This is a genomic window from Pelomonas lactea, assembly GCF_043555885.1.
Lineage (GTDB): Bacteria > Pseudomonadota > Gammaproteobacteria > Burkholderiales > Burkholderiaceae_C > Pelomonas > Pelomonas lactea.
The window spans coordinates 729,644-743,236 of sequence record NZ_JBIGHX010000002.1; the positions used below are offsets into that span (position 1 = coordinate 729,644).

Here is a 13,593-nt window from a genome sequence, read left to right on the forward strand (position 1 = left end):
CCCGGTCAGGCGGCGTTGCGGGCGGCGGCAAGAGCGCGGGTGCGGTCCTCTTCGCTGCGGGTCACGACGTCGGCCGAGATGTGGTAATCGCGGTCGTAGTTGAAGGTGTGCACGATGGCGGCGATGACGGTCGCGGCGAAGCTGATCGCCGCGATCACCCACATGTGCCAGATCAGCGCGAAGCCCATGGCCGTGGCCAGCATGGCAATGACGAAACCGGCGCCGGTGTTCTTGGGCATGTGGATGGACACGAAGCCGCTGGTCGGACGCTCGATGCCGCGCTGCTTCATGTCGTGCCAGGCGTCCATCTCGTGGGCGATGGGCGTGAACGCGAAGTTGTAGTCGGGCGGCGGCGATGCCGTGGACCACTCCAGCGTGCGGCCACCCCAGATGTCGCCCGTCGTGTCGCGCAGCTGCTTGCGGCGCAGCACGCTGACGCCGATCTGGATCAGGAAGGCCGCGATGCCCATGGCGACGATGCCGCCACCGATGGCCGCCACGACGAAGTACGGCTGCAGCGACATGTCATCGAAGTGGCTGACGCGGCGCGTGATGCCCATCAGGCCCAGGATGTACAGCGGCGTGAAGGCGACCCAGAAGCCGATGAACCAGCACCAGAACGAGACCTTGCCCCAGAACGCATCCAGGCGGAAACCGAAGGCTTTCGGGAACCAGTAGTTGATGGCCGCGAACACGCCGAACACCACGCCGCCGATGATGACGTTGTGGAAGTGGGCGATCAGGAACAGGCTGTTGTGCAGCACGAAGTCCGCCGCCGGCACGGCCAGCAGCACGCCGGTCATGCCACCGATGACGAAGGTGACCATGAAGCCCACGGTCCACAGCATCGGCACCTCGAACTGGATGCGGCCACGGTACATCGTGAACAGCCAGTTGAAGATCTTCGCACCCGTCGGGATCGAGATGATCATCGTCGTGATGCCGAAGAACGAGTTCACGCTGGCGCCGGAGCCCATCGTGAAGAAGTGGTGCAGCCAGACGAGGTAGGACAGGATGGTGATGACGACCGTCGCGTAGACCATGGACGCGTAGCCGAACAGCTTCTTGCGGCTGAACGTGGACACCACTTCCGAGAACACGCCGAAGATCGGCAGGATCAGGATGTAGACCTCCGGGTGGCCCCAGATCCAGATCAGGTTCACGTACAGCATGGCGTTGCCGCCGAGGTCGTTCGTGAAGAAGTTGGTGGCCAGGTAGCGGTCGGCCGTCAGCAGCGCGAGCGCGGCGGCGAGCACGGGGAAGCTGGCGACGATCAGCACGTTGGTGCACAGCGAGGTCCACGTGAAGACGGGCATCTTCATCATGGTCATGCCGGGCGCGCGCATCTTGATGATGGTGGCGATCAGGTTGATGCCGGACAGCGTCGTGCCCACACCGGCGATCTGCAATGACCACAGGTAGTAGTCCACGCCGGGGTCGGGGCTCGCGAGGACACCCGACAGCGGCGGGAAGGCCAGCCAGCCGGTCTTGGCGAATTCGCCGACGAACAGCGAGATCATGATCAGGATCGCGCCGCCCACCGTCATCCAGAAGCTGAAGTTGTTCAGGAACGGGAACGCGACGTCGCGCGCGCCGATCTGCAGCGGCACGACATAGTTCATCAGCCCTGTCACGAACGGCATCGCGACGAAGAAGATCATGATGACGCCGTGGGCCGTGAAGACTTGGTCGTAGTGGTGCGGCGGCAGGAAGCCGGCGTTCTCGCCGAACGCCATCGCCTGGTGGGCGCGCATCATCAGCGCGTCGGCAAAGCCACGCAGCAGCATGACGATGCCCAGGATCATGTACATGATCCCGATCTTCTTGTGGTCGATGCTGGTGACCCAGTCGCGCCACAAGGTGCCCCAGAGGCGGAACTTCGTGATCAGGAACAGGACGAACAGGCCGCCGAGGGCGACGGCGATGAAGGTTGCAACGAGGATGGGCTCGTGCAACGGCAGAGCATGCAGGCCCAGCCGGCCGAAGACCGGGTGGAGCTCATCAGGGTAGACGGTCATCGGACTTCTCTTAGTTCTTGGTCACGGCAGCCGCAGCGGCGGCCTCACCTTCGGGCAGGCCCAGCGGGTTGGTGGGCGTGCACAGCGCGGCCACCACCAGGCGCTCGCGCTTGCTGCCGTCGGCAGCGGACCAGTTGCTGCGCATCGTGCCGGCCACGCCGCCCTTGCCGGCTCCGCCGGCCGCGTCGATGGCCATCATCTGGCTCGCGCACATCTTCTTGCCGTCGACGCAGCGGTCAACGATGGCGCCCCACAGGCCCGGCTCGACGCTGGCGAAACGACGCACCGGCTCCTTGGTGCTGGGCTGCTCCAGCTTCAGGTAGTCCTCGCGCGTCAGCGCCTGGCCCGCAGCCTTGTTGGATTCGACCCAGCGGGCGAAGTCTTCGTTGCTGACGCCATGGAACTTGAAGCGCATGTCCGAGAAGCCGGCGCCGCTGTAGTGCGCCGAGATGCCGTCGTAGACGCCCGCCTTGTTGATGACCGCGTGGAGCTGCGTCTCCATGCCGGGCATCGTGTAGATCATGCCGGCCAGCGCGGGCACGTAGAAGGTGTTCATCACGTTCGTCGACGTGAAGCGGAAGTGGATGGGACGGTCCACCGGCGCAGCCATCTCGTTGACCGTCGCGATGCCCTGCTCGGGGTAGATGAACAGCCACTTCCAGTCCATGGAGACGGCATACACCTCCAGCGGCTTGACGCCGGCGACCAGCGGCTTGTCCTCAGAGATGCGATCCAGCGGACGGAACGGGTCCAGCTTGTGGGTGCTGATCCACGTGATGGCGCCCAGCGCGATGATGATGAGCAGCGGCGCGCCCCAGATCACCAGCTCCAGGCGCGTGGAGTGGTCCCAGTCCGGCGCGTAGGTCGCCTCCTTGTTCGATTGCCTGTAACGGAAGGCAAAGAACAGCGTCAGCGCGATCACCGGGACGATGATCAGCAGCATCAGCAGCGTGGACGTGACGATGAGATTGGCCTGTTGTTGCGCGATGTCGCCATGCGGCTTCATCACGATCCAATCACAGCCAGCCAATGCGGCGCTGGCCGACAAGACCAGGGCGCGAGTAAGGAGAGACTTTGTGGGGTACATCCGGACTTACGCGCGAGGGTTAACGATCTTGCACGTGGGACAGGAATGTAAGTTGATTGAGGCAAATCAACGAGTGGACATTTTGTCCTAGTGACCGACGGAGACAAGACCGATATGGCAGTTGCAAGCAGTACCTTCCAGGCCCCGAAGTCCGGTCCCCTGACCAGCCGCACCGACGAGGATCTGGCGCCCGGCGACATCGCCGTGGGCGTGATCATCGGCCGGGCATCGGAATATTTCGACTTTTTTGTGTTCGGCATCGCCTCGGTGCTGATCTTTCCGCAGGTCTTCTTCCCGTTCACCGACCAGCTGACGGGCACGCTGTACGCCTTCCTGGTGTTCGCGCTGGCATTCGTCGTCCGACCGGTCGGCACACTCATCGGCATGGAGATCCAGCGCAAGTTCGGCCGCTCCGCCAAGCTGACGGTGGCGCTCTTCCTGCTCGGCTGTTCCACGGTGGCCATGGGCCTGCTGCCCGGCTACGCAACGGCCGGCTCCACGGCCATCGTGCTGCTGGCGCTGTGCCGGGTCGGCCAGGGTCTGGCCCTGGGCGGTTCCTGGGACGGCCTGCCGTCGCTGCTGGCGCTGAACGCACCGCCCGACCGTCGCGGCTGGTACGCCATGCTGGGCCAGTTGGGCGCACCGCTGGGCTTCCTGGTCGCGTCGGGCGTGTTCCTGTACGTCTACACCAGCCTCAATACGCTGGACTTCCTGTCCTGGGGCTGGCGCTTCCCGTTCTTCACGGCCTTCGCGATCAACGTCGTCGCGCTGTTTGCCCGGCTGCGGCTGGTCGTCACGCACGAATACGAGAAGCGCATGGAGGAGCATGAGCTGGACCCGGCCCACCTGCACGAACTGCTGCCGGCGCAGGGCCATCACATCGTCATCGGCGCCTTCGCCGCGCTGGCCAGCTACGCCCTCTTCCACCTCGTGACGGTGTTCCCGCTGTCGTGGGTGGCACTGTCCGACCCGCAGGGCATCGACGACTTCATGCGCATGGAGCTGCTGGGCGCCGCCTTCGCTGCCGCGGCCATGCCGATGTCGGGTCTGATCGCCGACAAGATCGGCCGCCGCAGCTTCCTGGGCACGCTGGCCATCGCCATCGGCGTCTTCGCGCTGTTCGCGCCCATGATGCTGGGCGGTGGCCGACCGGGTCAGGCCGCGTTCCTGCTGATCGGCTTCGTGCTGCTGGGCCTGTCCTATGGCCAGTCGGCCGGCTCGGTGACGTCCAACTTCCTGCCGCATTTCCGCTACACCGGCGCCGCGCTGACGGCCGACATGTGCTGGCTGCTGGGCGCGGCGTTCGCCCCCGTCATCGCGCTGTACCTGTCGTCGCGCTTCGGCCTCGGGTCGCTGACCGTCTACCTGCTGTCGGCCGTGGTCTGCACGCTACTGGCGCTGCGCGTGAACAAGAAGCTGCGTGAGGCGGCAGTGGTGGAGGACTGACCATCCCCACCCATGTCAAGGCGGGCTGCGGCCCGCTTTTGTCTTTGCGCAACACCTTTGCACCCGGCTTCAGATGAGGCACTCCATGAGCCTGACCCTGCACTACCACCCGCTGTCGTCTTGCAGCTGGAAGCTGCTGATCGCGCTGTACGAAAACGGCACGCCGTTCCAGGCCCAGGTCGTCCACCTCGGCGACCCGGCCGCGCGTGGCGCCTACGCCACGCTGTGGCCGACGGCCAAGATCCCGCTGCTGGTGGACGGCGAGCGCATCGTGCCGGAAACCTCGCTGCAGATCGAATACCTGGACCGCCGCCACCCCGGCCGCGTACGCCTGCTGCCAGAGGGCTTCGACGCCCAGCTGCAGGTGCGCCTGTGGGACCGCCTGTTCGACCTCTACGTGATGGACCCCATGCAGCGCTACATCGGGCAGTTGCTGCGCCCTGAAGCGCAGCGCGATGTGCTGGCCATGCAGGCCAGCGTCGCAGCCCTGGGCTCCGCCTACGACATGATCGAGAACCGCATGGGCGCGCACGCATGGGCCGCAGGCGACGACTTCAGCCTGGCCGACTGCGCCGCCGCACCAGCGCTGTTCTACGCCGCCGTCGTGCTGCCGTTCCCGGCCGGCCACGCACGGCTGGCCGCCTACTTCGAGCGTCTGCTGGCCCGGCCATCGGTGTGGCGCTGCATCGTCGAGGCCCGCCCGTTCTTCCAGTACTACCCGCTGAAGAGCGCCCTGCCCGAGCGCTTCCTCAGCGGCGAAGGGCCTAAGCCTTAGCCCAGCGCCTTGCGCGCGTTCTGGAACATCTTCAGCCACGCGCTGTACTGCGCGCGGTCGCCCGAGGTCCAGCTCATCTGCACGTTGCGGAACACGCGCTCCGGGTGCGGCATCAGCGCGGTGAAGCGGCCGTCTGCGGTCGTCACGGACGTCAGGCCGCCCGGGCTGCCGTTCGGGTTGAACGGGTAGGCCTCGGTCGCCTGGCCGTGGTTGTCGACGAAGCGCATCGCGGCGATGACCTGGCCCGCATCGCCCTGGCGAGCGAAGTTCGCAAAGCCTTCACCGTGGGCCACAGCGATCGGCGAGCGCGTGCCGGCCATGTCCTTGAAGAACACGCTGGGCGAGTCCAGCACCTCCACCAGCGCCAGGCGGGCCTCGTACTGCTCGCTCTGGTTGCGCGTGAAGCGCGGCCAGGCCTCGGCGCCCGGGATGATGGGCGCGAGCGCGGCCAGCATCTGGCAGCCGTTGCAGACACCCAGCGCCAGCGTGTCGGAGCGCGAGAAGAACGCGCGGAACTGCTCGGTCAGCACCGGGTTGAACATGATGCTGCGCGCCCAGCCTTCACCGGCGCCCAGCGTGTCGCCGTAGCTGAAGCCGCCGCAGGCGACGAACGCCGCGAAGCCGTCCAGCTTGACCGCGCCGGACTGCAGGTCGCTCATGTGCACGTCGAAGCTGTCGAAGCCGCCCAGCGACATCGCGTAGGCCATCTCGACATGCGAGTTCACGCCCTGCTCGCGCAGGATGGCGACCTTCGGTCTGGCGCCGGTCGACACGAACGGTGCCTCTGGCTGGAAGGTCAGGTGCACGTGCAGGCCCGGGTCGTCGGCCTTGCCGGCGGCGGCATGCTCGGCATCGGCGCAGGCCGGGTTGTCGCGCAGCTTGGCGATGCGCCAGCTCACCTCGTCCCAGGTCTGCTGCAGCGCCGTGAGATCAGCGGCGAAGACCTTCTTCGCATCGCGCCAGACTTCCATCTGCCGCGCCGCGTTGGGCTTGGCCACGACGTGCGAGTGCTTGGACAGGCCGTGCGCGCGCAGCACCTGCATGACGGCATCGCGGTCGGCGGCGCGCACCTGGATCAGCGCGCCCAGCTCCTCGGCGAACAGCGCGCGCAGCGTCAGCTCGTCACGGCGGCCGCTGACCTGGGCGGCCCAGTTCTTCGAGTCGCCCGTGTCGGCACGGCTGTCGCTGATGCCGTCACCTTCGGTGACCAGCATGTCGATGTTCAGGCTCAGGCCGGTCTGGCCGGCGAAGGCCATCTCGCAGGCCGCCGCCCACAGGCCGCCATCGGAGCGGTCGTGGTAGGCCAGCAGCTTGCCCGCGGCGCGCAGTTCGTTGATCGCGTTGACCAGCGACACCAGCAGCTGCGGATCGTCCAGGTCCGGCACGTCGGCGCCGAACTGGTTCAGCGTCTGCGCCAGGATGGAGCCGGCCAGGCGGTGCTTGCCCTGGCCCAGGTCGATCAGGATGGCGCAGGAATCCTCGCGCTGCCATTCGGGCGTCAGCGTGCCGCGCACGTCGGCAATGCTGGCAAAGGCCGTGACGATCAGCGACACCGGCGCGGTCACCTGGTTGGCATCCCACTTCGTGCGCATCGACAAGGAGTCCTTGCCGACCGGGATCGAGATGCCCAAAGCGGGGCACAGCTCCATGCCGACGGCCTTCACGGTGTCGAACAGCGCGGCGTCTTCACCGGCCTCACCGCAGGCGGCCATCCAGTTGGCGCTGAGCTTCACGCGCGGCAGCTCGAACGGGGCGGCCAGCAGGTTGGTGATGGCCTCGGCCACGGCCATGCGGCCCGACGCCGGGGCGTTGACGGCGGCCAGCGGCGTGCGCTCGCCCATGCTCATCGCCTCGCCGGCAAAGCCCTTGAAGTCGGCCAGCGTGACGGCGCAGTCCGCCACCGGCACCTGCCAGGGGCCGACCATCTGGTCGCGGTGGTTCAGGCCGCCCACGGTGCGGTCGCCGATGGTGACGAGGAAGCGCTTGTTGGCGACCGTCGGGTGGCGCAGCACGTCGAAGGCCGCGGTCTCCAGCTTCACGCCGGTCAGGTCCAGCGTGCCGCCATCGCGGGCCACGCGGGTCACGTCGCGGTGCGTCTTGGGCGGCTTGCCCAGCAGCACGTCCATCGGCATGTCGATGGGGTGATCGTCGCCGGCCAGATCGTCAACGAGCTTGAGCTCACGCTCCTCCGTCGTCACGCCGACGACGGCGAACGGGCAGCGCTCGCGCTCGCAGAAGGCCTTGAATTGATCGAGGCTCTGCGGCGCGATGGCCAGCACGTAGCGCTCCTGGCTTTCGTTGCACCAGATTTCCTTCGGGGCCAGGCCCGACTCTTCCAGCGGCACCTTGCGCAGGTCGAAGCGCGCGCCGCGGCCGGCGTCGTTCACCAGCTCGGGGAAGGCGTTGGAGATGCCGCCCGCGCCGACGTCGTGGATGGCCAGCACCGGGTTCTCGGCGCCGAGGCCCCAGCAGTGGTTGATGACCTCCTGCGCGCGGCGCTCGATCTCGGGGTTGCCGCGCTGCACGGAGTCGAAGTCCAGGTCGGCGGTGTTGGTGCCCGCCGCCATCGACGAGGCGGCGCCGCCGCCCATGCCGATGCGCATGCCGGGGCCGCCCAGCTGGATCAGCAGCGTGCCGGCCGGGAACTCGATCTTCTTCGTCAGGTCCGAGCGGATGGTGCCCAGACCGCCCGCGATCATGATGGGCTTGTGATAGCCGCGGCGCACGCCGGCCACCGTCTGCTCGAAGACGCGGAAGTAGCCCGCCAGGTTGGGGCGGCCGAACTCGTTGTTGAACGCGGCGCCGCCCAGGGGGCCGTCGATCATGATGTCCAGCGCGCTGGCGATGTGAGCCGGCTTGCCGACGGGGTTCTGCTCCCAGGGCTCACTCAGGCCCGGCAGGTGCAGGTTGGACACCGAGAAGCCCGTCAGGCCCGCCTTGGGCTTGGAGCCACGGCCGGTGGCGCCTTCGTCACGGATCTCGCCGCCCGCGCCGGTGGACGCGCCCGGGTGGGGCGAGATGGCCGTCGGGTGGTTGTGCGTCTCCACCTTCATCAGCACCTGGGCCTGCTCGGGGCGGGCCAGGTATTGCGCGCCCGGCTGGGGTGCCGGCATCCAGCGCTCGATGGCATGGCCTTCCATGATGGCCGCGTTGTCCGAGTAAGCGACGACCGTGTGCTGCGGGTTCAGCTTCTCGGTGTTGCGGATCATGCCGAACAGGCTCAGCGGCTGCGCCTCACCGTCCACCGTGAACGACGCGTTGAAGATCTTGTGCCGGCAGTGCTCGCTGTTGGCCTGCGCGAACATCATCAGCTCGACGTCGCTGGGGTTGCGGCCCAGCTTCCTGAAGTTGGTCTCGAGGTAGTCGATCTCGTCGCCCGACAGCGCCAGGCCGAACTCGACGTTGGCCTTCTCCAGCGCGGCACGGCCTGCACCGAGCACATCCACATGGGCCAGTGGCTCGGCGGTGCGTTCGTCGAACAGGTGTTTTGTGTCCTCGCGGCTGAAGCAGGCCGACTCGGTCATCCGGTCGTGCAGCAGCGCGGCACAGGCGTTCAGTTCGTCGGCGCTGAGCGGCTTGGCGCCACCGAGCAGGCCCGACTTCGTGGTGATGCGGTACTCGACGACACGCTCGACGCGCTTCAGGTTCAAGCCGCAGTTGCGCGCGATGTCGGTGGCCTTGGAGGCCCAGGGGCTGACCGTGCCGAAGCGCGGCGTGACGACGACGAGGTCACCCGTCGCGTCAGCCGTGGCCGGCTCGCCGTAGGTCAGCAGCGCGGCGAAGCGCTCGCGGGCCTCGGCATCAAGCGGCGCGTCCGTCCAGACCCAGTGCACGGCCCGGGCGCTGACGCCGGTGATGCGCGTGCTGACCTCCTGCAGCCGGGCCAGCAAGGCCTGGGCGCGGAAATCGGAAAGAGCGTTGCCGCCCTCGAAATGGGTCAGATGCGGGGTCAGGGCCATGGAATCCGGGGAGGCTGGGCGCGGGCGGGCGCGCGGTTCTCGGAAATGCTCGGCCCCAACGGCAAGGGGCAGCGTGCGCAAGCGCGGGATTCTACTGAGGGACGGACGGCAGCGCCCCGGCGACGAGCGGAAAACACCGCCGCCACCGCTCATGCGGCCCAGACTGCCGCCGGTCGAACACCCCCCAACGTTCGTGACTTTGCGCACATACAGACGAGCCCCACGGCAACAACTCGACACAGCTGGACAGCCAGCCAACAGCCTGCCTCGTCAGACTGATTTCACGGGTTGCGAGGGGCGCCCGGACCCGGCTCAACACATCAAAGGCAGTTCAGATGAGACAACTCAAGCAACACTTCCACTGGGCGCTGTGCGCCACCACCTGCGCACTCAGCACGGCCGTGCTGGTGGCCTGCGGTGGCGGCGGCGCAGGCGACACGGCCACGCAGGCGCCTGCGGCGCCCTCGCCCACCGCACCCAGCGCCAGCACGGCCTCGGTGGTGGACGGCACCATCACCGGCTTCGGCAGCGTCGTCATCGACGGCCAGCGCTTCGACGACAGCCTGGCCAAGGTGGCCTTCGCCAACCGCCCCGACGCGCAGACCGCCGGCACGCTGGGCGACCTGCGCACCGGCATGCGCGTGCAGGGCGAGCTGAAGGACGGCGTGCTGCAGAACCTGGTCGTGAACTTCGCGCTGGCCGGCACGGTCGGCGCCGTGGACGCGGCGGCCGGCACGCTGGTCGTGTTCGGCCAGACCATCAAGACCACGGCGACCGGCCAGTTGCCCACCGTCTTCGACGGCTTCAACGCCTTGAGCCAGCTGGCCGTGGGGGACCTCGTGAAGGTCAGTGGCACGGTGGCCGGCGACGGCAGCATCACCGCCACGCGCATCGAGCGCAAGGCCAAGGACGGCACCGAGGTGTTCCGCCTCAGCGGCGCCGTGCAGGGGCTGGACACGACGGCCAGGACGTTCGCGCTGGCCGGCAACAGCAGCGCGACGGTCAGCTACGCCGATGCCAAGCTGCTGCCCACCGGTGCCGTCATCGAGAACGGCAAGCTGGTCAGCGTCGTCGCCACGGCGGCGCCCACGGTCAGCGGCGGCAAGACCGTGCTGGCGGCCAGCGTCGTCGAGGTCAAGGCGCGCAAGCTGCCCGATTCGTCCGACACCACCGTGGGCGGGCCCATCAACGACTTCAAGAGCCTCAGCAGCCTGCGCATCGGTGACGTCGTCGTCGACGCCAGCACCGCCACGCTGAAGGACGGCACGCAGGCGGCCGACGTCGCCAACGGCGCGCAGGCGCTGGCGCACGGCGTCATCAAGGACGGCGCGATGAAGGCCGACTGGCTGAAGGTGTTCAAGAACGACACGGCCATCAAGGCGCTGCTGATCGGCCAGATCACCGACTACGTGTCGCTGGCCAACTTCACGCTGCGCGACACGGTGGTGGACGCCAGCGCCGCGAAGTTCATCAAGGGCAGCGCGGCCGACGTGGCTGCCGGGGCCTGGGTGCAGGTGACTGGCCAGCTGACGCCCACGGGCGTGAAGGCCAGCGAGATCACCGTGCAGCCACCGCCCGCCGACAAGCCGCAGCGCCTGGCCGGCGCCATCACGGCCGTGGACGCCGCCGCCAAGCGCTTCACGCTGCTGGGCACGCCGGTGGCCTGGGGAGATGCCACCAAGGTCAGCCCCGACGGCAAGTCGCTGGCCAACCTGGCCGCCGGCGTGACGGTCAGCGTGGAGGGCACGTACTCGGCCAGCAGCGGCGTCTTCACCGCCACCGCCGTCACCGTCGTCAACACCACGGGCGTGGCGAAGACGCTGGGCTTCTCCGGAATCGCCTTCAACGTGACGGGCGACAGCCTGCAGATCGGCAGCTACACGGTGGTGGTGACGCCCAACACCCAGCTGCTGCCCGCCGGCACCAAGCTGGCCGACCTGGTCAACGGCTCGCGGCTGAGCCTCAAGGTCAGCGTCACCGGCAGCGACGGCGCCATCCGGCTGACCGCGATCAGCATCGAGCTGCAGAAGCCCGAGAAGGACGACGCCGGCAGCGAATACGTCTACCTGGCCGGCCTCGTGAATGACTTCGTCAGCAGCGCCAGCTTCAAGGTCGGCAGCCAGAAGGTGGATGCCTCCGGCAGCGGCGTGAAGTTCATCGACGGCGACACGGCCAAGCTGGCCAACGGCGCCAAGGTGGAGATCAAGGGCACGGTGAAGGACGGCGTGCTCATCGCCAAGCAGGTGCACTTCATGCCGGGCTGATCGGCGCCCGCGCCCTGCCCCGCAAGCCCGGGCCGTTCGCGGCGCCGGGCTTTTTTCTTTTCCGCCCGAGCGCGGCAGCGGGAAAGTACGGACCGCCCCAACGCCGGGTCCGCATGTAGGATAGCGCTATCCAGCAAACATCGACGGGCCTGCGCAACTGCGCACAGCCCGTCCCCGCCGCCTGCCGCCTCCATGACCCAGCCCGCCCTCGCTTCCCTCGTCGTCATGGGCGTTGCCGGCTGCGGCAAATCCACGCTGGCCGCTGCCGCCGCCGAGCGCCTGGCGCGCACCTGGGTGGAGGGCGACCTGCTGCACACCGCAGCCAGCCGCGACAAGATGGCCCGCGGCGAGCCGCTGACCGACGCCGACCGCGCCAGCTGGCTGGCCAGCCTGTGCGACAGGCTGCGGCAGCGGCCCGGCGTCATCGTCACCTGCTCGGCGCTGAAGCGCGCCTACCGCGAGCAGCTGCGCCAGGCCTCGCCAGGGCTGCGCTTCGCGTTCCTGGAGATCACGCCCGCCGAGGCCGCGCGCCGCGTGCGCACGCGCGGCGGGCACTTCTTCGCGGCCAGCCTCATCGACAGCCAGTTCGACACGCTGGAGTCCCCCGTCGGCGAGCCCGGCGTGCTGCGACTGGACGCGACGGCGCCGCCGGCCATGCTGACCGCCCAGGTCTGCGACTGGATGCGCTGACACCATGACCCCGACCCGCCTGCGCAAGCGCGAGATCGTCGGCTACGGCCTGGGCGACATGGGGTTCAACTTCTACTGGACCAACATCTCGACCTTCCTGCTGATCTTCTACACCGACGTGTTCGGCATCACCGCGGCGGCGGCTGCCACGATGCTGTTCGTCGTGAAGATCTTCAACGCCTTCACCGACCCACTGATCGGCGCCTTCGCCGACCGCACGCAGACACGCTGGGGCAAGTTCCGCCCCTACCTGCTGTTCGTGCCGCTGCCGCTGGCCGTGATCGCCACGCTGGCCTATTCCACGCCGGACCTCGGCCCCACGGGCAAGCTGGCCTGGGCGTACGCGACCTACCTGCTGCTGATGACCGTCTACACCAGCATGAACCTGCCGTACAGCGCGCTGTCGGGCGTTCTCACGGGCGATGCGCGTGAGCGCAACGCGGTGAACGCATCACGCTTCGTCTGCGGCTTTCTCGGTGGCATGGTCGTCACCGCGGCCACGCCGCGGCTGGTGCAGGGGCTGGGCGGCGGCGACGCCGCGCTGGGCTGGGCGCTGACGATGGCGTTCTGGGGCACCGCCGCCGCCGTCATCTTCGCCATCACGTTTGCTTCCACCCGCGAGCGCGTGCAGCCCGCACGGGCGGCGCCCTCCAGCGTGCGCCAGGACCTGGCCGACCTGCGCAGCAACAAGCCGTGGATCCTGCTGTTCCTGCTGGCGCTCATCATCATGGTCAGCATCACGCTGCGCATGACCAGCGCGGCCTACTACTTCAAGTACGTCGTCAACCGGCCCGAGCTGCTGGCCACCTTCGTGCCGGCCTACCTGCTGGCCGCCGCCGCCGGCACGGCGCTGACGCCGTTCCTGGCCCGCGTCATCGACAAGCGCCGGCTGATGATCAGTCTGATGCTGGCGTCCACCGTGCTGTCGGCCGCCTTCCTGTTCGTCGACGCCAGCCAGATCTGGCTGATGTACGCGCTGCAGATCGCGCTGGGCCTGGTGCTGGGGCCGAAGTCGCCGCTGAACTTCTCCATGCTGGCCGATGCCGCCGACTTCAACGAATGGCGCAACGGCCGCCGCGCCACGGCCATGACCTTCGCCGCCAGCTCCTTCGCGCAGAAGCTGGGCACCGCGGTGGCGGTGGGCGTCATCGGCACGCTGTTCACGACGCTGGGCTATGTGCCCAACGCCGCGCAGTCGGCCGAGTCGCAGGCGGGCATCGTCTGGCTGATGTCGGTCATCCCCGCCGCGTTCACGGGGCTGGCGGCCGTGCTGATGATGTTCTACACGCTGGACAACCCGACCATGGCCCGCATCCAGCGCGACCTGGCCGCGCGCCAGCCCTCCCCTTGACAC

Annotated in this window: 8 protein-coding genes; 5 read left to right on the forward strand and 3 right to left on the reverse strand. The window is 68.1% G+C overall.

Annotated features, from left to right (window positions below):
• Positions 1 to 5: 5 nt before the first annotated feature.
• A complete protein-coding gene (gene cyoB, locus ACG04Q_RS07590) occupies positions 6 to 2,018 on the reverse strand; it encodes a cytochrome o ubiquinol oxidase subunit I (protein ID WP_394510284.1) in 2,013 nt (670 codons plus the stop codon).
• 10 nt (positions 2,019 to 2,028) lie between these two features.
• A complete protein-coding gene (gene cyoA / locus ACG04Q_RS07595; protein ID WP_394510285.1) occupies positions 2,029 to 3,105 on the reverse strand; it encodes a ubiquinol oxidase subunit II in 1,077 nt (358 codons plus the stop codon).
• A gap of 114 nt (positions 3,106 to 3,219) precedes the next feature.
• Here cyoA and ACG04Q_RS07600 point away from each other — a divergent pair, with 114 nt between their 5' ends.
• Positions 3,220 to 4,551, forward strand: coding sequence for an MFS transporter (locus ACG04Q_RS07600; RefSeq protein ID WP_394510286.1), 1,332 nt, complete (start codon positions 3,220 to 3,222; stop codon positions 4,549 to 4,551).
• A gap of 85 nt (positions 4,552 to 4,636) precedes the next feature.
• Positions 4,637 to 5,326 carry a glutathione S-transferase family protein gene (locus ACG04Q_RS07605; protein WP_394510287.1) on the forward strand — a complete coding sequence of 230 codons (690 nt, stop codon included), beginning with the start codon at positions 4,637 to 4,639 and terminating at the stop codon, positions 5,324 to 5,326.
• Here ACG04Q_RS07605 and purL read toward each other — a convergent pair.
• Positions 5,323 to 9,285, reverse strand: a complete 3,963-nt coding sequence (gene purL, locus ACG04Q_RS07610) for a phosphoribosylformylglycinamidine synthase (protein WP_394510288.1) — start codon at positions 9,283 to 9,285, stop codon at positions 5,323 to 5,325. The two genes, ACG04Q_RS07605 and purL, sit on opposite strands and share 4 nt — an antisense overlap.
• A 335-nt stretch (positions 9,286 to 9,620) precedes the next feature.
• On the opposite strand from purL, the gene ACG04Q_RS07615 reads away from it, so the two are divergent.
• The 3 genes from ACG04Q_RS07615 to ACG04Q_RS07625 all read left to right on the forward strand — a co-directional run bounded on the left by ACG04Q_RS07615 (position 9,621) and on the right by ACG04Q_RS07625 (position 13,590).
• Complete coding sequence (locus ACG04Q_RS07615) at positions 9,621 to 11,549, forward strand: DUF5666 domain-containing protein (RefSeq protein ID WP_394510289.1); 1,929 nt, start codon at positions 9,621 to 9,623, stop codon at positions 11,547 to 11,549.
• Positions 11,550 to 11,741: 192 nt separating this feature from the next.
• Positions 11,742 to 12,239: a gluconokinase gene (locus ACG04Q_RS07620; RefSeq protein WP_394510290.1), complete on the forward strand. Its 498-nt coding sequence runs from the start codon at positions 11,742 to 11,744 to the stop codon at positions 12,237 to 12,239.
• A 4-nt stretch (positions 12,240 to 12,243) separates the two neighbouring features.
• Entirely contained in the window at positions 12,244 to 13,590 is a 1,347-nt protein-coding gene (locus ACG04Q_RS07625) for an MFS transporter (protein ID WP_394510291.1), read from the forward strand.
• Positions 13,591 to 13,593 lie beyond the last annotated feature (3 nt).

Excerpts from the sequence above, each read along its gene's own strand:
- cyoB (WP_394510284.1), bottom strand. The coding sequence starts at position 2,018 with ATGACCGTCTACCCTGATGAGCTCCACCCGGTCTTCGGCCGGCTGGGC.
- cyoA (WP_394510285.1), bottom strand. The coding sequence starts at position 3,105 with ATGTACCCCACAAAGTCTCTCCTTACTCGCGCCCTGGTCTTGTCGGCC.
- ACG04Q_RS07600 (WP_394510286.1), top strand. The coding sequence starts at position 3,220 with ATGGCAGTTGCAAGCAGTACCTTCCAGGCCCCGAAGTCCGGTCCCCTG.
- ACG04Q_RS07605 (WP_394510287.1), top strand. The coding sequence starts at position 4,637 with ATGAGCCTGACCCTGCACTACCACCCGCTGTCGTCTTGCAGCTGGAAG.
- purL (WP_394510288.1), bottom strand. The coding sequence starts at position 9,285 with ATGGCCCTGACCCCGCATCTGACCCATTTCGAGGGCGGCAACGCTCTT.
- ACG04Q_RS07615 (WP_394510289.1), top strand. The coding sequence starts at position 9,621 with ATGAGACAACTCAAGCAACACTTCCACTGGGCGCTGTGCGCCACCACC.
- ACG04Q_RS07620 (WP_394510290.1), top strand. The coding sequence starts at position 11,742 with ATGACCCAGCCCGCCCTCGCTTCCCTCGTCGTCATGGGCGTTGCCGGC.
- ACG04Q_RS07625 (WP_394510291.1), top strand. The coding sequence starts at position 12,244 with ATGACCCCGACCCGCCTGCGCAAGCGCGAGATCGTCGGCTACGGCCTG.